19 protein-coding genes are annotated in these 19,016 nt (G+C 62.4%); 7 read left to right on the plus strand and 12 right to left on the minus strand.

What is annotated here, in order from left to right:
* Positions 1-145: 145 nt before the first annotated feature.
* The 5 genes from yghU to BLO80_RS09250 form a co-directional block, all read right to left on the minus strand.
* Positions 146-985 (minus strand): glutathione-dependent disulfide-bond oxidoreductase, encoded by an 840-nt coding sequence (gene yghU / locus BLO80_RS09230; protein WP_092327591.1) that lies wholly within the window; start codon positions 983-985, stop codon positions 146-148.
* 43 nt (positions 986-1,028) lie between these two features.
* Positions 1,029-1,763, minus strand: a complete 735-nt coding sequence (locus BLO80_RS09235; protein WP_092327592.1) for a substrate-binding periplasmic protein — start codon at positions 1,761-1,763, stop codon at positions 1,029-1,031.
* A 27-nt stretch (positions 1,764-1,790) separates the two neighbouring features.
* Positions 1,791-3,134: a GGDEF domain-containing protein gene (locus BLO80_RS09240; protein ID WP_092327594.1), complete on the minus strand. Its 1,344-nt coding sequence runs from the start codon at positions 3,132-3,134 to the stop codon at positions 1,791-1,793.
* 1 nt (position 3,135) lies between these two features.
* Positions 3,136-3,894 (minus strand): substrate-binding periplasmic protein, encoded by a 759-nt coding sequence (locus BLO80_RS09245; RefSeq protein ID WP_092327595.1) that lies wholly within the window; start codon positions 3,892-3,894, stop codon positions 3,136-3,138.
* Between the two features lie 125 nt (positions 3,895-4,019).
* Positions 4,020-5,015, minus strand: a complete 996-nt coding sequence (locus BLO80_RS09250; RefSeq protein ID WP_092327597.1) for an aldo/keto reductase — start codon at positions 5,013-5,015, stop codon at positions 4,020-4,022.
* Positions 5,016-5,129: 114 nt separating this feature from the next.
* Here BLO80_RS09250 and BLO80_RS09255 point away from each other — a divergent pair, with 114 nt between their 5' ends.
* Complete coding sequence (locus tag BLO80_RS09255; RefSeq protein WP_092327599.1) at positions 5,130-6,053, plus strand: LysR family transcriptional regulator; 924 nt, start codon at positions 5,130-5,132, stop codon at positions 6,051-6,053.
* Positions 6,054-6,060: 7 nt separating this feature from the next.
* Here BLO80_RS09255 and BLO80_RS09260 read toward each other — a convergent pair whose 3' ends face one another.
* Positions 6,061-6,672: a TetR/AcrR family transcriptional regulator gene (locus BLO80_RS09260; RefSeq protein WP_092327600.1), complete on the minus strand. Its 612-nt coding sequence runs from the start codon at positions 6,670-6,672 to the stop codon at positions 6,061-6,063.
* A 184-nt stretch (positions 6,673-6,856) separates the two neighbouring features.
* On the opposite strand from BLO80_RS09260, the gene BLO80_RS09265 reads away from it, so the two are divergent.
* Positions 6,857-7,582 carry an SDR family NAD(P)-dependent oxidoreductase gene (locus BLO80_RS09265; protein WP_256573368.1) on the plus strand — a complete coding sequence of 242 codons (726 nt, stop codon included), beginning with the start codon at positions 6,857-6,859 and terminating at the stop codon, positions 7,580-7,582.
* Between the two features lie 36 nt (positions 7,583-7,618).
* A complete protein-coding gene (locus BLO80_RS09270; protein ID WP_092204315.1) occupies positions 7,619-8,278 on the plus strand; it encodes an NADPH-dependent F420 reductase in 660 nt (219 codons plus the stop codon).
* A gap of 81 nt (positions 8,279-8,359) precedes the next feature.
* Here the strand turns inward: BLO80_RS09270 and phnE are convergent, their stop codons facing one another.
* The 6 genes from phnE to ppk2 all read right to left on the minus strand — a co-directional run bounded on the left by phnE (position 8,360) and on the right by ppk2 (position 14,397).
* Positions 8,360-9,127 (minus strand): phosphonate ABC transporter, permease protein PhnE, encoded by a 768-nt coding sequence (gene phnE / locus BLO80_RS09275; RefSeq protein ID WP_092327604.1) that lies wholly within the window; start codon positions 9,125-9,127, stop codon positions 8,360-8,362.
* Positions 9,124-9,951: a PhnE/PtxC family ABC transporter permease gene (locus BLO80_RS09280; RefSeq protein WP_092327605.1), complete on the minus strand. Its 828-nt coding sequence runs from the start codon at positions 9,949-9,951 to the stop codon at positions 9,124-9,126. The genes phnE and BLO80_RS09280 overlap by 4 nt, the downstream gene beginning before the upstream one ends.
* Positions 9,945-10,745, minus strand: a complete 801-nt coding sequence (locus BLO80_RS09285; protein WP_092327607.1) for a phosphonate ABC transporter ATP-binding protein — start codon at positions 10,743-10,745, stop codon at positions 9,945-9,947. Before BLO80_RS09285 ends, BLO80_RS09280 begins: the two co-directional genes overlap by 7 nt.
* A complete protein-coding gene (locus tag BLO80_RS09290) occupies positions 10,742-11,593 on the minus strand; it encodes a putative selenate ABC transporter substrate-binding protein (protein WP_092327608.1) in 852 nt (283 codons plus the stop codon). Before BLO80_RS09290 ends, BLO80_RS09285 begins: the two co-directional genes overlap by 4 nt.
* A gap of 199 nt (positions 11,594-11,792) precedes the next feature.
* Positions 11,793-13,412, minus strand: coding sequence for an inorganic phosphate transporter (locus BLO80_RS09295; RefSeq protein ID WP_092327610.1), 1,620 nt, complete (start codon positions 13,410-13,412; stop codon positions 11,793-11,795).
* Positions 13,413-13,479: 67 nt separating this feature from the next.
* Positions 13,480-14,397: a polyphosphate kinase 2 gene (gene ppk2 / locus BLO80_RS09300; protein ID WP_092327920.1), complete on the minus strand. Its 918-nt coding sequence runs from the start codon at positions 14,395-14,397 to the stop codon at positions 13,480-13,482.
* 222 nt (positions 14,398-14,619) lie between these two features.
* On the opposite strand from ppk2, the gene BLO80_RS09305 reads away from it, so the two are divergent.
* The 4 genes from BLO80_RS09305 to BLO80_RS09320 all read left to right on the plus strand — a co-directional run bounded on the left by BLO80_RS09305 (position 14,620) and on the right by BLO80_RS09320 (position 19,012).
* Positions 14,620-15,555, plus strand: a complete 936-nt coding sequence (locus BLO80_RS09305) for a Ppx/GppA family phosphatase (RefSeq protein ID WP_092327611.1) — start codon at positions 14,620-14,622, stop codon at positions 15,553-15,555.
* Between the two features lie 249 nt (positions 15,556-15,804).
* Positions 15,805-16,902, plus strand: coding sequence for a carboxynorspermidine decarboxylase (locus BLO80_RS09310; protein WP_058545429.1), 1,098 nt, complete (start codon positions 15,805-15,807; stop codon positions 16,900-16,902).
* A 25-nt stretch (positions 16,903-16,927) separates the two neighbouring features.
* The gene (locus tag BLO80_RS09315) at positions 16,928-18,172 is read left to right on the plus strand and encodes a saccharopine dehydrogenase family protein (protein WP_041476374.1); all 1,245 of its coding nucleotides are present in this window, start codon (positions 16,928-16,930) and stop codon (positions 18,170-18,172) included.
* Positions 18,173-18,490: 318 nt separating this feature from the next.
* Positions 18,491-19,012, plus strand: coding sequence for a GNAT family N-acetyltransferase (locus BLO80_RS09320; RefSeq protein ID WP_092327613.1), 522 nt, complete (start codon positions 18,491-18,493; stop codon positions 19,010-19,012).
* Positions 19,013-19,016 lie beyond the last annotated feature (4 nt).

Genomic DNA, 19,016 nt, shown 5'->3' on the forward strand with positions numbered 1-19,016 from the left:
GATTGTCAGTATTCATGGCGGCGGTCTCCGGTAGATCCCCCAGTGAAAGCTTAGCTTTCACTGGGGGAGGTCTGAGAGGACCATTTCATTAGGGGGGGCTGTGTCAGTTGAGGAACCCAGGTTTACCACCCATTCGGCGTGCTACCTAGCCCAAATCCCCAGCCTCATGCCGCTCCGGCACCTGGCTTGCCTCATCCCCCCACGTGCGGTTGACCCGCTGTCCGCGCAGGACGGCGGGGCGCTTGGCAATGTCTTCCGCCCAGCGCTGCACATGGGTGTATTCGTGGGCACTGAGGAATTCGGCGGCGCCGTACACGTTGTTGCGCACCAGTTGGCCATACCAGGGCCAGACCGCGATGTCGGCGATGGTGTAGTCGTTGCCTGCCAGGTATTGGCTTTCGCCGAGGCGGCGGTCCAGGACGTCGAGTTGACGCTTGGCCTCCATGGTGAAGCGATTGATCGGGTATTCGAGTTTCTCCGGCGCATACGCGTAGAAATGCCCGAAGCCGCCGCCCAGGTACGGGGCAGAGCCCATCTGCCAGAACAGCCAGTTCAGTGTTTCGGTGCGGCCCGCCGGATCGGTGGGCAGGAAGGCGCCGAATTTTTCCGCCAGGTAAAGCAGGATCGAGCCGGATTCGAAGACCCGAATGGCGGGTTCCACGCTGCGGTCCAGCAGGGCCGGGATCTTGGAGTTGGGGTTGACCTCGACAAAGCCGCTGGAGAACTGGTCGCCCTCGTTGATGCGGATCAGCCAGGCATCGTACTCCGCGCCCGTATGACCCAGCGCCAGCAGTTCCTCCAGCAGGATGGTCACCTTCACGCCGTTGGGCGTGGCCAGGGAATAGAGCTGCAGCGGATGCTTGCCAACCGGCAAGGTTTTGTCATGGGTCGGCCCGGCGACAGGGCGGTTGATGCTGGCGAAATGGCCGCCAGACGGGGCGTCGTTTTTCCAGACCTTGGGCGGAACGTAGGACGCTTTACTCATCGGGACATACCTCATCGTTGCTTGTGGTGTGATCCCCCAGAGTCTACCGCTGTTCGCTCATGATTCGTGCGACTTCACCGGAAGCCTTGAGTTCTTCGAATGCGCGTTGGGCCTTGGCGACGACTTCGTCCGGCGTGCTCAGGCTGAAGGCCAAGTGGACCCTGTGGGGTTGTTCGTCGAGGATATAGACCTCTTCCAGCGAAGCGAAATCCACTTGCGCATCCTTGCTCATCAGGCGTGCGGTGTTCTCCGGCATCGGCAGCAATTGGATCTGGCGATTGAGCAGTTTCTGAAAGTTGTCGTGGTTGTTGGCCGAGATGACCAGCCGGGTGAATCCGCGCTGCTGCAGGTAAATCTGCTTGGCGTCGTTTCGCACCACGCCGATGCTGTACTGCTTGGCCTGCTCGAGGCTGCTGACGGTGATGTCGCGGTTATCACGCAGTTTATAGAGCCGGCTCGCCACCCGATGTATTTCACCCACCCATTTGAACAATGTCTCGCGGGCCGGGGTGCGGTCCAGCGGGAAGATCAGTACGTTAGGCTCGTGCAGCGCTTTTTCGTAGGCCCGGGCCCACGGGTACAGCGACAGGCTGTAGTCGGTGAGCTGCGCGCTTCTCAGTGTCTCCTCGGCAATGCGAATGCCCGGCCCGACGACCCTGTCGTCACGCTGATAGGCGTACAGGGAGTCTTCGGTGACGACTTCGATCGTGTCGGCGTGGCCTGCCAGGCTGATCGAGGCGAGTAGCAGGCATGAGCAGAGTGTCTGGCGAATGTGCATAAGCGACCTCATGGCGCGCGGTGGTCGTTACAGGGCGACGCGGTCGCGTCCCTGGTGTTTGGCCCGATACAGCGCCTGGTCGGCGCGTTGCAGCAATTGATCGAAATGGTCCATGGTCTCCGGGTCCAGCTCGGCAACGCCGATGCTCACGGTGACGAAGGACGAGACCTTGGAGCCGCTGTGGGGCAGCTCACGTTCCGCCAGGCTGGTGCGAAAGCGTTGAGCCGCTTGGCAGGCCTGTGCGGCGTCGACATTGGGCAGGACCACGACGAACTCTTCGCCGCCCACGCGGGCGGTCAGTTCGCCAGAGCGCCCGAACACGCTGCGCAGGGTCTCTGCGATTTCTTTCAGGCACAGATCGCCCTGCATGTGGCCGTAGGTGTCGTTGTAGATCTTGAAGAAATCGACGTCGCACATGAGCACGGCCAGCGGGGTGTTGTGGCGGATTGCCCGACGAAACTCGATTTCCTTCAGTTCGTCGAAGTAGCGACGATTGGCCAGGCCCGTCAAGGCATCGTGACGGGACAGCGCTTCGAGCGATTGGTTGGCCGCTTTCAGTTCCGCGGTGCGGGCCTCCACCAGTTCGGCCATTTGATCGCGGCTGGCGGCCAGGGCCAGTTCGTCCGAATGCTGGCGTTCGAGGTGGGCGTACAGATTGTCCTGGAGTTCATTGACCTGGAATTCCAGCAGGCTCAGTTCGTCCTGGCGATTCACCGCCCGTTGCAGCTTGAGGTGATGTTTGAGGGTATGCGGCGCGAGTTCGCCCAGGTGACGGGCGATATGCACCACATGCACGGTCACCAGGCGGTTGAACATGGTCATGACCAACCCGGCCAGCAGCAGGGACTGGATGAGCTGGGTGATGACGATGCTGCGTGCTTCGCTCCAGAGACGCTCCCACAGCAGGTTGTTGTCGCCTTCGATGGTCAGTTCACCAACTTTCTCATGGGCCCCGGCGTAGGGCTCGGCGATGAGCTGGCGATGCAGCACCGGCACCACGTCCGATTGATCGACGGCGTATCGATTGAGTTCGATGACTTCCGGTGCTTGCCCGGGGCGCAGGATGTTCAACACCACGCGCCCCACGGGCGCCGCCGCGGCGACGCTGGTGATTTGCTGGTCGAGGGATTCGCGGTCCAGTTCCCAGATGGCGTAGGCCAAGGTGTTCTGGAACACCTGATCGATCAGGGCCAGCTCCGAATTCATTTCCGCCAGGTTGTTTTCCCAGGCCAGCCAGGTGCGCCAGGTGACCATCGCCAGGGTGAAGAGCAGGCAGAACAACAGCGTTGCCAGCACCAGGCGCCGGCCCAGGGAGCTGAACGCCTGGGTCGGTGGTGGCTGGGACGCCGCCGTGCGGAAAGAGTCCCCCATGTCATAACCATTTGTGCAGGATGGCGTCGTAGACCCCATTGTGACGGATGGTCTCAAGGCCGGCGCGGAATTTCTCCACCGTCTCGGCCGGCGTCTTGCGGCTGAACGCCATGCTCAGGCCGTCTGGGCTGCTCAGTTCGGGAAGCGCCAGCGAGCGGATCAGCACCTTGTCCGGGTCTTCGCCATTCTGGCGAGTCAGGTACAGCGCGTTGAGCTCGTTGGAAATCCACAGCTCCACGTGATCGACCTTGAGCTTGCGGTAGTTGTGTTCGTACTTGGTGCTCGACTGCAGTTCCTCGCCGATGCGAAAACCCTTCGAGACCAGGTATTGCTCGCCCACGTCCTGATTAACCGTGGCGATCTGGTGACCATGGGCGTCGGCCAGCGAGTCGAGTTTTACCGGCCGGTCTGCCAGCGAGTAGATGTACCACTGCGTCGGGCCAATGGTGCCTACCCACTGGAAAAGCGATTCGCGTGCAGGCGTGCGGACGATCGAATAGATCAACACATTGTTTTCGTTGAGCGCCAGCTCGTAGGCCCGGGCCCAGGGCATGGGCTGGATAGGTGCGTCCAGGCCGACCTCCTTGAGCACGGCCTGGACCACTTCGGTGCTCATGCCGGTCACGCGTCCGTTCTGCGTCATGTTGTAGGGCGGCAGTTCCTCCGTCACGATGCGCAGGGGTGTCTCTGCCGCGCAAGCGCTTGCAGTGAGGAACATCACGATGCCCCACGTCAGCAGGCGATTCAGCGACAAGCTCATTGATAGTTACCCCATGCAACTGGCAGAGCCCCGGAGAGGTCTGGGGGCTATCATTGATAGGGTTATCGGCTGGGCTGGCGCCTGCTTGAATCCGGCCTGTCGAAACCGACAGCCCAGCCGACTGATCAACCGTTCAACAACGTCATCGTCTGCGCCTGGTATCGGTCGCCCGCCACCACACCTTCGCCTGCGAAAATCCCATCCAACTGGGCCAGCTCGTCAGCGCTCAATACCACTGAAGCCGCCGCCACATTGCTCTCCAGGTACTTGCGCTGTTTTGTGCCCGGGATCGGAATGACGTGGTCACCCTGGGCCAATACCCAACCCAGGGCCAGTTGCGAGGCGCTGATGCCCTTGTCCGCGGCCAAGGCCTTGACCCGTTCGACCAGCGCCAGGTTGCGCTTGAAGTTGTCGGCCTGGAAGCGTGGGCTGAAGCGGCGGTAATCGTCGGCGGCGAAGTCCTCCGGCGATTTCAGTTCGCCGGTCAGGAAGCCTCGGCCCAAGGGGCTGTAGGCAACGAACGCAATGCCCAGGCGCTTGCAGGTATCGAGCACGCCATTGTGTTCAGGCTCGCGGGACCACAACGAATATTCGCTTTGCACCGCTGCCAGCGGATGCACGGCGTGGGCCCGTTGGATGGTCTCGGCGCTGGCCTCCGAGATGCCGATATGGCGGACCTTGCCGGCCTTGACCAGCTCGGCCATGGTGCCGACGGTTTCCTCGACAGGCACTTCGGGATCGATGCGGTGTTGGTAGTAAAGATCGAGGTAGTCGGTTTCGAGGCGCTTGAGGCTGCCCTCGATCGATTGCCGGACGTATTCGGGACGGCCATTGACGCCCCGGGCATGGGGATCGCTGCTGCGCACCAGGCCGAACTTGCTGGCCAGGTAGAGGCTTTGCCGCTTGCCCCGCAGGGCTCGTCCCAGCAATTGCTCATTGGTGTAGGGCCCGTACATGTCGGCGGTGTCGAACAGCGTCACGCCCAATTCCAGGGCGCGGTGGAGCGTGGCAATCGCTTCTGCCTCGTCCACGCCCGTGGTGTAGAAGTCCGACATGCCCATGCAGCCCAGGCCGATGGACGAAGCGTTAGGGCCGTATTGGCCGAGTTGGCGGGTCTTCATGATGTTTTGACTCCTGGATATGAACGACCCGTTCAGTGTCTGATAAGCGTTTTTCTGGATAAATACACAAATATTGATTTAACTATTCGTGATTCCTGAATAGTGGGGCACACATTGGACCGACTACATGCCATGCAGGTGTTCCGACGCATTGTGGAGCTGGGCGGCTTCGGCAAGGCGGCCGATGACCTTGGATTACCCCGTGCCACCGTCAGCCTGTTGATCCAGCAGTTGGAAGCTCACCTCGGTGTGCAGTTGCTACAGCGCACCACTCGCCAGGTGCGCGCGACACTGGACGGTGAGGCGTATTACCAACGCAGCGGCCAGTTGCTGGACGACCTCGCTGACCTTGAGAGTTCGTTGTCGGCGCAAAGGAGCCAGCCTCGCGGTACGTTGAAGGTGGACATGCCGATCGCCTTCGGTTGCACCTGGATCCTGCCGCGCCTGCCGGATTTCTACCGGCGCTACCCGGCGCTGCAACTGGACATCGGTTTCCACGATCGCCAGGTTCATCTGCAGCGCGAAGGCGTGGATTGCGCGATCCGCGCTGGGCATGTCGTTGACCAGGCCTTGGTGGCCCGGCCTATCGTGCGGCTGCATCAACTGACCTGTGCCAGCCCCGACTACCTGGCACGCTTGGGCACGCCCCGGGGGTTGGACGACCTGGCGGCCCATCGCGCCATCTGTTTTGCGACTGGCAATGGCCGCTTCTTCCCGTTCGAATTCGAGGTGGCGGGGCAGGTACGCGAATGGCTATTGAGCGGTGAACTGACCGTCAACAATGCCGATGCCTACGTGACCGCCTGCGAAGCGGGATTGGGCTTGATACAGGTGCCGCGTTACCACGTGCAACGGCAATTGGCCGAGGGCCGCCTGGTTGAAGTGCTGGACAAGTACCGCGTGCCGACCTGGCCCATATCGGCGGTGTACCCGCCCCATCGGCAGCTGTCGCCACGGGTGCGGGTATTTATCGATTGGGTGATCGAGTTATTGCATGGCGTGGCGGATACGCAGCCGGCGTTGATGGTGCGAGTCTGACGGCCAATCATTGATTCGCCCTGGGCTCGCTTGCAGGGTTGGACGGCCAGGTCGACAACGCCTGCTCGACAACCGCCTCCAGGATCTCGCGGGTGAACCCGGCTTTGGCTTGAACGGCCATTCCGTGGGTCATGGCCATCACGAACGCGGCCAGCGCCGTGCAGTTGGCCGATTCCGGCAGGTCACCCTCCGTCTTCGCCCGTTCGAAGCGCTCCCGCAGCGACGCTTCTCCGGTCGCGCGTGCGTCGATCAAGGCCTGGCGGATGGGCTCGGCATCGTCCGAGCCGGCCAACGCGCCATGAATGCCAAGGCAGCCCTTGCGGTCCGGGTAGCGCGTATTCACCTCGACAGCCCCGCGAAGAATGTAGGCGGCGACGTCCCGTGAAGTGGGTTGTTCCAGCGCTGCCGGAAAGAAATCCAGGTAACGCGCGTAGTAGCGCTCGAGTGCCCGGCGGAACAGCGATTCCTTGTTGCCGAACGCGGAGTAGAGCGCCGGGCGTTCCACCCCGGTGGCTTGCGTCAGGTCGGTGTAAGACGCGCCCTCGTAGCCTTTGCGCCAGAATACGCAAAGCGCCGCGTCCAGCGCCGTATCCACGTCGAACTCGCGTTGACGTCCCATCAGATCACCCCCGGCTTTTTCATAACGATCGATATTAAACTGCTTGACGGTCTCTGTCCAAATTCATACTGTTCGTTACGCTAACGCTCGTTACGGTTGGCAAGTGCCTTCTTGGCGAGGGCGTTCAGGCATTCATGAAGAGGATTTACCCATGCAGAAATTACTGGCAGGCAAGGTTGCGCTCGTGACAGGTGGTTCCCGAGGGCTCGGTGCGACCCTCGCGCAGGCGCTCGCCGAACTAGGGGCGGATGTTGCGATCAGCTACGTGGCCTCGGCCGAGAAGGCCAAGGCCGTGGTGGAAAAACTTGAGGCGCAAGGCGTCCGTGCCCGTGCCATCCAGAGCGACCAGGCCGACAGCACGGCGGCCAAGCCATTGATCGACGAGGTGATCGCGCATTTCGGCAAGCTCGACATCCTGGTGAACAACGCGGCGATCGCTGTCCAGGGCAAGACGGTCGATGACCCCGATCTCGACACCGTCAATCTCGATCGCCAGTGGCAGATCAACGTCATGGGCGCGGTGGCGACCACGCGTGCGGCTGCTGCGGTGCTGTCGGACGGCGGTCGGATCATCTTCATCGGCTCGCTCCTGGGCGGTCACGTACCGTTTGCCGGAGCGGCCGATTATGCCGGGACCAAGGCGGCCATCGTCGGCTATGCCAAGGGTGTCGCACGGGATCTGGGGCCGCGCAATATCACGGTCAACGTCGTCCAGCCCGGCATCATGCCGACCGACATGGCGGCACAAGTGCTCGGCGACGGCGTGCCCGAGGCGATCCTCGACCTGCACCCCATCCGCCGCATCGCCACGCTCGAAGAAGTGGCGGCCACGGTGTGTTTCCTGGCCGGGCCGAACGGTGCCTATATCACGGGCAGCGCCATCGATGTGGCTGGCGGCTTGAGCATCTGACCCCCGCGCCCAATCCAACACTGAGGTGAATGACTCATGACCACTATCGGCATCATCGGGGCTGGCGAAGTTGGCAGCCATATCGCGCGAGCGGCCATTGCGAACGGCTATGAGGTTGTCATTGCCAACTCGCGAGGCCCCGAGACGTTGCGCGGGCTGGTCGAAGCGCTCGGGCCGTCGGCGCGTGCGGCGACGGCTGCAGGCGCGGCCGCGGCGGGCGATTTCGTCATCGTGGCCGTCCCGCTCAAGGTCGACAACGACATGCCCGTGGAGGCGCTTGCAGGGAAGGTCGTGCTCGACACGAATAACTACATGGTCTGGCGTGACGGCCATATCCCGGTCATCGATTCGGGGCAAAAGACCGTCCATGAACTTCGCCAGGAGCAACTGCCCACCTCCCGGGTGGTCAAGGCGTTCACCCACATCCAGGCGCCGCGGATCCTCACGTGGGGCAGGCCGGCCGGCTCTCCCGACCGGCTGGCCCTGTCAGCTTCCAGCGATTATGCCGATGCGTTGGAGATCGTCACGCGCCTGTACGACCAGTTCGGTTTCGACACGGTGGATAACAGCCCGTTGAGCGAATCCTGGCGCAGCGCCCCCGGACAGCCGGCATGGAAGCAAGAGCGCCAGAGCCGATCCGAGCTGCTGGCCAACCTTGCCAAGGCGCGTCTCGTCAAGGCTTCTGCCGTAGGGTGAACGTACCGATGAACACCTCGGACGCCTGGGCGGCCGGGTGTTCGCGCAGGCTGCCCGGGGTATTGAGCGCGCCCGCGTCATTCAAGCCTTGACCCAACGCTGGCGGCTCCAGCCGCTCAAGGTATCGACGCCGAGTACCAATAGCAGCATCGCCAGGATGACCGTGCTGCCCTGGGCCTCCTGGAACAGGCTGAGGCTGACATAAAGCATTTGCCCAAGCCCTCCGGCACCGACAAAGCCGAGCACGCTGGCCATGCGGATGTTGTTTTCCCAGCGATACAAGACGTAGGCCAGCAGTTGCGGCATCAGGTTGGGCAGTGTCCCGTAGCAGAACGCCAATACGGCGTTGCCGCCTTGCAAACGGATGGCGTCGGCCGGTTCGGAAGGGGTATTTTCCAGCGCTTCGGCGAACAGGCGACCGAGTACGCCAGTGGTGTGCAGGGCGAGCGCCAGGGTGCCGGCATTGGGACCGAGCCCGGCGGCCAGGACCATCAGTGCGGCCCAGACCAACTCCGGAACCGCGCGCAAGGCATTGAGTATCAGGCGCGAGGCACTCTGCATAAGCCAGCCGAAGCGTCCGGCCGCAGGCAAGGCCAACAGCAGGCCGAACACCGCGGCGAGCAGGGTACCGAGGGCGGACATGGCGAGGGTTTCCAGGGCGCCATGACCGATCGCTTTCAGATGGCCTGGGCTCAGGTCCGGGCTGAGAAAGCGCTGCGCATAAGCGCCCATCCGCGCCAGGTTGCCGTTGTCGCCCAGCGTGCCCAGGTCGATGCCCAGGTAAAGGAACGATGTCATGACGGCCGCGCCGATGGCCAGGAGCAACACCAGATTGAACAGGCGATTCATGCCAGCCTCCAGCGCAGCAGGCGGCTGAGTTGATCGGCAAGCAGCACCAGCAACAGGAACGTCAACAGCAGGCTGGCCACTTCGCCGCCGGCGAACATTCGCAGCGACAGGTCCATTTGCTGGCCCAGGCCGCCGGCGCCGACGAAGCCCATCACCACCGAGGCGCGGATGGCACATTCCCAGCGATACACCGTGTAGGACAACAGTTCCGCGGCGACATTGGGCAGGATCCCATAGCAGAAGGCGGCGAGCCGACCGCTGCCTGACCGCAACAGCGCGTGGGCCGGGCGCTGGTCCACCGACTCGTAGATTTCCGCATAGACCTTGCCCAGCATGCCGCTGTAGGTAATGGCGATGGCCAATACGCCCGCCGTCGGGCCGAGGCCGACCGCGCGCACGAAGAGCAGGGCCCAGACGATTTCCGGGACGCTGCGCAGGAAGATCAGCAGGCCACGCACCGGCCAGCGCAGCCACTGTCCGCCGGGGCCGGGGTGACCGCCTCGGGAGGCTGCCGACAGCGACAGGGCGCGGCTGGCCAACAGGCTGGCGGGCACCGCCAGCAGCAACGCCAGGGCCATGCCGGCCGTTGCGATGGCCAGGGTTTGCAGGGTGGCCTGCCAGAGTAAGGCAAGGAATTCCTCGCCATGGGCCGGTGGCCAGAAGGCTGACACGAAACGGCCCATCTCGCTTTGACTGTCACTCGCCAGTAGCACCCGCAGGTCCAGTTCGCTGTAGCGGATGCCCGGCCACAACAGGACAAGGGCAAGCAGACTGAGCAGCAGGCGCGGTCGGCTGGCGGGATCTCGGGTATCGCGTGTCAGCATCGGGGTATCTGCACGCTCAGGGACGGCAAAGGCAGCGGCGAAGACGACTGCAACTGTTCGTTGGCGTAGAGCTTGTCGAGCAACGCACGGTCGATGGCGCGAGCCGGCAGGTCGAAGAGAACCTGTCCGTCACGCAGGCCGATGATCCTGGAAAAGTGCTCGAGGGCCAGCTCTACCGCATGCAGGCTGGCGACCAGGGTGACGTTGTGCTCCCGGGCATGACGGCAGAGCACCGACAGCGTATGCCCGGCCAGTACCGGATCCATCGCCGAAACCGGTTCATCGGCCAACAACACCTCGGGCGCCTGGTACAGCACGCGGGCAATGCCCACGCGCTGCAGTTGTCCGCCGGACAGTTGCTGGCATTGGGCGAACAATTTGTCGCCCAGGTCCAGCCTGGCCAGTGCCGCGCGTGCGCCCGGCACATCCAGCGGGTACAACAGGTTCAGCAGGCTCTTGCCGAGACCCCATTGTCCCAGCTTGCCGGCCAGCACGGCGGTGACCACACGTTGGCGCGGCGGGAGCGGCGGCGCTTGATGGACCAGGCCAATGCGCGCCCGTAAGCGCTGGCGCTGGCGGGCAGACAATTGCCAGGCGCGCTCGCCCAATATTTGCGTGTCGCCGCTACCCGGTTGCAGGGCAGTGGCCAGTACATTGAGCAAGCTGGATTTCCCCGCGCCGGACGGGCCGATGATGGCGACCTGTTCGTTCGCGCCGATGTGCAAGTCCACGCCACGCAGCGCCTGGACGCCGTTGGCATGGGTAACGCTGACCTGGGTCAGTCGCAGGGTCATTTGAGCAGTTCGGCGGCGCGTGCGGCTTGCTCGATGCCCTTGTAGTTCTCAGGCTTGGTTTCGATGAAGCGGCTGGCGGCTTGCAGGTCGAGGATTTCCTTGTCCTTCGGGTTGGCCGGGTCGAGGGCCAGGAAGGCGGCCTTGATCTTGGCCGCCAACGCGGGGTCGAGGGTTCCGCGCACTGTCCAGTTGTAGTCGAAGTAGGCTGGGGTGGTGGCGAAGACCTTGACCTTGTTCGTGTCGACCTTGCCGGCGGCGACCAGTTTTTCCCAGACGCTGGCGTTCAGTACCCCGGCGTCAACCTTGCCGGCCTGGACCCAGGCGACGGTGGCGTCGTGGGCGCCCGAATAGCCGACACGGCTGAAGTAGCTCTCTGGCTTGATGCCGTCCTGGAGCATGAAGTAGCGCGGCATGAGACTGCCGGATGTCGACGATACCGAACCGAAGGCGAACGTCTTGCCCTTGAGGTCGGCCAGGGATTTGACGGTCGGGTCGGCGGTGATGAATTTGCTGGTGAACTGGGCGTCCTGTTCGCGCTGGACCAGCGGGATGGCGTTGCCGGTTTTCAGGCGCGCCTGGACGAAGGTGAAGCCCCCCAGCCATGCCATGTCGATCCGGTCGGTGGCCAGTGCCTCGACCACGGCCGGGTAGTCGCTCACGGGGACGAACTCGACCTTCATGCCGGTTTGCTGTTCCAGGTAAGCCCCCAGCGGCTTGAACTTGCGCAGCAGCTCGGTCGGGGCCTCATCGGGAATCGCGCTGACTTTCAGGGTGTCGGCGGCCTGCGCCAGCCAGCTGCAAAACGACAGGGCAACACCAGCGGCCAATGCCAGGGAAGGCTTGAGCATGGAAGATCTCCGGTAGAGAAAGGCAAGGAATGTCGAAGCATCACGCCCACATGGAGGGCGGTACGCCGTTCTGTGAGGGTAGACGAAGGAGAGGGATGTTAACCGTTTCTGGTTGTGAACTCACCCAGTCCCCTGTGGGGAGCTGTGGTGAACGGGAGAACCGAGGCCTCTGTCAGGTGAGGCCCCGGCGAACAGCAGGTCAGAACAGCTTGGTGAACAACCAGTAGAGGCTGCCGGACAGCAGGATGGCGGCAGGCAGCGTCAGTACCCAGGCCATCAACAGGTTGCGGATGGTGCGCATCTGCAGGCCAGAGCCGTTGGCGACCATGCTGCCGGCCACGCCGGAGGAGAGCACGTGGGTCGTGGACACCGGCAAGCCGAACATGTCGGCGGCACCGATGGTGAGCATGGCGACGGTTTCGGCCGAGGCGCCTTGGGCGTAGGTCAGGTGGGTCTTGCCGATTTTTTCACCCACCGTCACCACGATGCGTTTCCAGCCGACCATGGTGCCCAGGCCGAGGGCGATGGCCACGGCGATTTTCACCCACAGAGGAATGAAGCGTGTGGAGGTGTCGATCTGCTGTTTGAACAATTGCAGCTGGGCGCTGGTGTCGGCGTCGAAGTGACCGACCTTGTTCTTGTCCATCAGGCGAATGGTTTCGCTGGTCAGGTACATGTCGTTGCGCACGTTGCCCACGGCTTCGGCCGGCACCTTGGCCAGCGAACCGTAGCCCTTGACCTCGGCGCCGATGCTGCCGGTCATGGCGGCCAGGGCCGGCACCAACTGAGGCGTCGCTTCCTTGCTGCCAACGTAGGTGGTGAGGATCGCGCGCGGGTCCGTCGGGGCCGGTAGCGGCGAGTGCTTCACCAGGGCCTGCTGGGTGACCTGCGCCACAGCGGCGAATTGCAGGGCCTGGTCGGCGGGCATGGTGCGGTTCAGCGCATACGCCATCGGCAGGGTGCCGACCAGGATCAGCATGATCAGGCCCATGCCTTTCTGGCCGTCATTGGAACCGTGGGCGAATGACACACCGGTGCAGGTCAGGATCAGCATGCCGCGAATCCACCAGGGCGGCGGGGTGTTGCCTTCCGGCGCCTTGTACAGCGAGCGGTTCTTGACGAAGGCCCGCAACGCCAGCAACAACAACGCCGCGCAGCCGAAGCCCACCAGTGGCGAGAGCAGCAATGCATAGCCGATCTTGGTCGCCTGGGCCCAGTCCACGCCGCTGGTGCCGTCGCGCCCGTGCATCAAGGCATTGGCGACGCCCACGCCAATGATCGAACCGATCAGGGTGTGGGACGACGACGCCGGCAAGCCCAGCCACCAGGTGCCCAGGTTCCAGAGGATGGCGGCGATCAGCAGGGCGAAGATCATGGCGAAGCCGGCGGAGGAACCGACTTGCAGGATCAGTTCGACCGGCAGCAAGGCGATGATACCGAAGGCCACCGCGCCGCTGGCGAGCAGCACCCCGAGGAAGTTGAAGAAGCCCGACCAGGCCACGGCCACGTTCGGCGCCATGGAGTTGGTGTAGATGACGGTGGCCACGGCGTTGGCGGTGTCGTGGAAACCATTGACGAATTCGAAGCCAAGGGCAATCACCAGTGCCACGCCCAACAGCAGGAACGGCGTCCAGGTGGTCACCACGGTGCCGAGTTCGTTCATGTCGTGCATCAGGCTGTAGGCGGTAAACAGCAGGCCGCTGCCCAGTACCGCGAAAAACACCATGAGGGTGAGCACGCTTGGCTTGCGGTTGAGTTGCGGTCTCGAGCTGGGGGCGATGGCACTCGAGGAGTCCATGGTCAGGGTCTGGTTCGTCATGATGAAATCCGGCTCAGTGAGCGGTGGAAGTGGGGGCTCGGTGCCGGGCGTCCCTGCCTGGCGGGTCTCAGTAGACCTGGGGCACGATGAGCTCCGGTGGCGTCGGGCTGCGGGAGTAGTCTTCCTGGCGTACCCGCTGCGGCAGTTCGATGGTCGGCAGCTCCACCTCTTCATAGGGCATTTGCCCAAGCAGGTGATGGATGCAGTTGAGCCGGGCTTTTTTCTTGTCGTCGGCCTGCACCACCCACCAGGGCGCCTCGGCGATGTGGGTGCGTTCGAGCATGATTTCCTTGGCCTTGGTATAGGCCTCCCAGCGCCGGCGGGACTCCAGGTCCATGGGGCTGAGCTTCCATTGCTTGAGCGGGTCATGGATGCGGCTGAGGAAGCGCAGGTGCTGTTCCTGGTCGGAAATGGAGAACCAGTACTTGATCAACTGGATGCCGGAGCGGGCGAGCATCCGCTCGAATTCCGGCACGGTACGAAAGAACTCTTCGTACTGTTCGTCGGTGCAGAACCCCATGACTTGCTCGACCCCGGCGCGGTTGTACCAACTGCGGTCGAACAGCACGATTTCACCCGCCGCCGGCAGGTGCGAAACATAGCGCTGGAAGTACCATTGAGTCCGTTCACGGTCGTTGGGGGCGGGCAGGGCGGCGACGCGACACACCCGGGGATTGAGCCGCTGGGTAATGCGCTTGATCACGCCACCCTTGCCGGCGGCGTCGCGCCCTTCGAACAGGATCACGACCTTGTGCCCGGTCTTGACCACCCAGCTTTGCAGCTTCACCAGTTCGCCCTGAAGGCGGAACAGTTCGCTGAAATACAGGCGTCGGATTTCTTTCTCGCTGTTATCCGGGCCGTGTTCATCGAACAAGGCGTTCAGGTCATGCCCGTCTTCGGATAACTCCAGCTCCAGTTCTTCGTCGCTGTGATCGAGCAATTCGCGGTGGATGCGCTGTACCAAGGTGTCCTGGGTTGAAAGCATGATGGAAAACTCGGTCGTGGAGGCGCCATCCACGCTAGTTGCAATTTGTTACATAGTAGTGACGGTCATCTGTGCTTCATGCGTTGCCCTTGGCTAAAACAGTTATTGGGGCGCAAGGGGTGTCATTCAGGTGTCATCGAACCCGTGGCAGGATCTTCGCAAACCATCGTGGAATGCCCGCAGTGCTTGTGCCTGCTGGCTGATGAATCAAGGAACACCGCTATGAAAGGCGACGCCCCCCTGTTCGCGGCCATTGACCTGGGCTCCAACGCCTTTCGCCTGATGATTGGCCAGTCGGTCAAGCGCAATCGACAACGGGTGATCCAGGAAGTGAAAACCCTGCGCGAGCCGGTCCGATTGGCCGAGGGCCTGCAAGCCGGGGCCCTGGACGAGCTGGCGCTGGATCGAGGCTGGCAAGCCCTGGCCCGATTTGGCAAAAAGCTGCGAGGCTTCGAGGCTGGACGGGTGCGGGCGGTGGCGACCAGTGCCGTGCGCGAAGCGGCCAATGCCCAATTGTTCCTGGCCAGTGCCGAGCGGCACCTGGGGTTTCGGATCGACGTGCTGTCCGGACATGAAGAAGCCCGGTTGGTGTATGCCGGTGTCGCCCATGCGGTGCCCGGTGTCGAGCGGACGCGACTGGTGGTGGACATCGGCGGTGGCTCGACCGAACTGATTCTGGGGCAGGGCGCTCAGCCGCTGCTGACGGAAAGCATTGCCGTCGGCAGCGGCACCTTTGGCGCACGTTACTTTGCGGGCGGACGCATCACCGCTCAAGCGCTGCTGGAGGCTGAACGCGTGGCGGTCCTGCAGTTTGAAGCGGTGGCGGCGCGTTATCGCGTGCAGGGCTGGCAGCAGGTGATCGGCTCTTCCGGTACTGCGCGGATGTTGGCCAAAGTGCTCAAGGCCAATGGTCTCAATGACCTCGGACAAGGCGGCATTACCTACAGCGGGTTGTTGCGCCTGTCGTTGCGGCTGCTGGAAGTCGGCCATGTCGACCGCCTCAGATTGGCCGGCTTGCAGAGCCATCGACTGGGCATCCTGCCCGGTGGCCTGGCGATCATGCTGGCGGCGTTCAAGGTCTTCGGCATTACAGACATGATCGTTTGCGAAGCGGGCCTGAGGTTTGGTGTCCTTCATGACCTGATGCATAAACACTGACACTGATGGCCTGTTGTGCAAGGCCGGTTATCCGCGACGGCTCAAGGTCGAGCGTCAGCGCCCTTTGGTTATCCTCCTTTGCCAGATTCAGCATTTCGTCGCCTGGGCGGCCGGTATGTCCGGTGATCGCAAAGCGTCGATCTGGATCAGGATGATTGCGTGAACGGGGCTTTTCGCTCTTTCGATCTGCAGTCAGTGAAGGCACAATGCGCATCCTTTTTTGGCTCGCCTTGCCCGGAGGCCTCGAAAATGATCAAAACGCCGTACTACCTCATCGACAAACAAAAGCTGCTGGCGAACATGCAGAAGATCGCCTATGTGCGTGAGCAGTCCGGGGCCAAGGCCTTGCTGGCGCTCAAGTGTTTCGCCACCTGGTCGGTGTTCGACCTGATGCAGCAGTACATGGACGGCACCACGTCGTCGTCGCTTTATGAACTCAAGCTCGGCCGGCAGAAATTCGCGGGCGAGACCCACGCCTACAGCGTGGCCTGGGCCGACGATGAGATCGAGGAGATGCTCGCCAACTGCGACAAGATCATCTTCAACTCCATCGGCCAGTTGCAGCGTTACACCGAGGCGTCGGCCGGCAAGGTTCGCGGCCTGCGGGTCAACCCGCAAGTGAGCAGCTCCGATTACCTGCTGGCCGACCCGGCGCGCCCGTTCAGCCGCCTGGGCGAATGGGATCCGGTGAAAATCGAACAGGTCATCGAGCATATCTCCGGGTTCATGTTCCACAACAACTGCGAGAACGGCGATTTCGGTTTGTTCGACCAGATGCTGGGCACGATCGAGGAGCGTTTCGGTCATCTATTGCATAAGGTCGAGTGGGTCAGCCTCGGTGGCGGCATCCATTTCACCGGCGAGGGTTATGCCCTGGATGCCTTTTGCGCACGGCTCAAGGCCTTCTCGCAGAAGTATGGCGTGCAGGTCTACCTGGAACCGGGCGAGGCCGCGATCACCCAGAGCGCGTCGCTGGAAGTCACCGTGCTCGACACGCTCTACAACGGCAAGCACCTGGCCGTGGTAGACAGCTCCATCGAGGCACACATGCTCGATCTGCTGATCTATCGCCTGGACGCCAAGCTGGCACCGAGCGAGGGCGAACACACCTACATGGTGTGCGGCAAATCCTGCCTGGCTGGAGACATCTTTGGCGAGTACCAATTCGATCGTCCGCTGTCCATCGGCGATCGGCTGTCGTTCATCGACGCAGCGGGCTACACCATGGTCAAGAAAAACTGGTTCAACGGCCTGAAAATGCCGTCCATCGTTGTGAAGCAACTCGACGGCAGCGTCGAGGTGGTTCGCGAGTTTGTTTACGACGACTACTTGTCCAGCCTCTCTTGAGTTGGCGGAAGGAGAAATAAAGAAATTGAAGAAGAACGTACTTATCATTGGTGCAGGAGGTGTCGCCAAGGTGGTGGCCCACAAGTGCGCGCAGCACAACGACGAACTCGGTCGTATTGCTATCGCGTCGCGCAACATCTCCAAATGCCAGGCCATCATCGACAGCGTCAAGGCCAAGGGTAGCCTCAAGCAACCCGCCGACATCAAGGCCTTTGCACTGAACGCTCTGGATGTCGAAGCGACCAAGGCGCTGATTCGCGAAACCGAGTCGCAGATCGTCATCAACGTCGGCTCTGCCTTCCTCAACATGTCGGTGCTGCGTGCCTGCATCGATACCGGCGTGGCCTACCTGGACACCGCCATCCACGAAGAACCGGGCAAGGTCTGCGAGACGCCGCCCTGGTACGGCAACTACGAGTGGAACCATCTCCAGGAGTGCCAGGAAAAGAACATCACCGCCATTCTCGGCGTGGGCTTCGACCCGGGTGTGGTCAATGCCTATGCGGCACTGGCGCAACAACAGCATTTCGACCGCATTGATTCGATCGACATTCTCGATGTCAATGCTGGCTCCCATGGCAAATATTTCGCCACCAATTTCGATCCGGAAATCAATTTCCGCGAGTTCACCGGCCAGGTGTGGAGCTGGCAGGACAGCCAGTGGACCAGCAACACCATGTTCGAGGTCAAGCGCACCGACGACCTGCCAGTGGTCGGCTCGCAGAACCTGTACCTGACCGGCCACGACGAAGTGCACTCGCTGTCGAAGAACCTCGACGTGCCCAACGTGCGTTTCTGGATGAGCTTCGGCGAGCACTACATCAATGTGTTCACCGTGCTCAAGAACCTCGGCCTTCTGTCCGAGCAACCGGTCAAGACCGCCGAAGGCCTGGAAGTCGTGCCGCTGAAAGTGGTCAAGGCCGTGCTGCCTGACCCGAGCTCGCTGGCGCCGGGCTACACCGGCAAGACCTGCATCGGTGACCTGGTCAAGGGCGTCAAGGATGGCCAGCCGCGCGAGATGTTCATCTACAACGTGGCCGACCACGAGGACGCCTACGCCGAAACCGACAGCCAGGGCATTTCCTATACCGCCGGCGTGCCACCCGTGGCCGCGGCCTTGCTGGTGGCCCGTGGCGAGTGGGACGTGCAGCGCATGGTCAACGTCGAAGAGCTGCCTGCCGAGGCGTTCCTCGAGGCGCTGGATGTGATGGGCCTGCCGACACGCATCAAGGACGAACATGGCGACCGTCCCTGGAACCAAAACGCCTGAAGGACTCCAGGCGGGTTCCCCATTGGCTCCCCCGATAGGAACTGCAGGATCGCTCTGGATTCGGCAGGCGATTGAACCATGAGACTCACCGTCGCGTGACTACCTGGCAATCCGCGGGAAGCCTTGAAGAAATGCTCCGTATCGAAAGGTACGGAGCATTTTTCGTTTAGGGGGCCATCCAATAGGCCCGTGGCGAGGGAGCTTGCTCCCGCTGGGCTGCGCAGCGGCCCCAACAAAGAACCGCCCAAGCAGAAACCCTCGCCATGAACGATCGCTCGACCTTACGATTGCGCTTCACGGCCCCAGGAGAAGCCATCAGTGAAACCCTTCAGAATTCGCGAGCTGCAAATGACCGATGTGCAAGCGCTGCTGGCCTTCGAAATCCATAACCGTGAATGGTTCGAGTCGCAGATCGACGCACGCGACCCTGCCTTTTATTCATGGACGGGCGTCACCGAGCACATCGAAGGCTATCTGGCCGATTTTGCCGTGGGCGTCTGGCACCCTTTTGTCATTGAGGATGGCAGCGGCAGGATCGTCGGCCGCGCGAACCTCAAGGACATCCACCCAGCGGACGGTTACGCGCAGGTGGGTTACCGGATAGACCAGGACTTCTGCAGGCAGGGCCTGGCCACACTGGCCCTGGAGCATCTCATCCGGCAGGCACGGATGCGCTGGGCGCTGACGCAGCTGGTGGCGTATGTCTACGAGCAAAATGTCGGTTCAAGGAAAGTCCTTGAACGCTGTGGTTTCGTGGCTGCACCCCGCTTACCCGGTGAAGAGGCAGGAGAAGGCTGCCGTTTTGTTCTCGCAGTCCAGGCTGCCGCGAGGCTGTCCTGACGAA

It is taken from the genome of Pseudomonas sp. NFACC56-3 (assembly GCF_900100025.1).
In the GTDB taxonomy this organism is placed as follows: Bacteria; Pseudomonadota; Gammaproteobacteria; order Pseudomonadales; family Pseudomonadaceae; genus Aquipseudomonas; species Aquipseudomonas fluorescens_AA.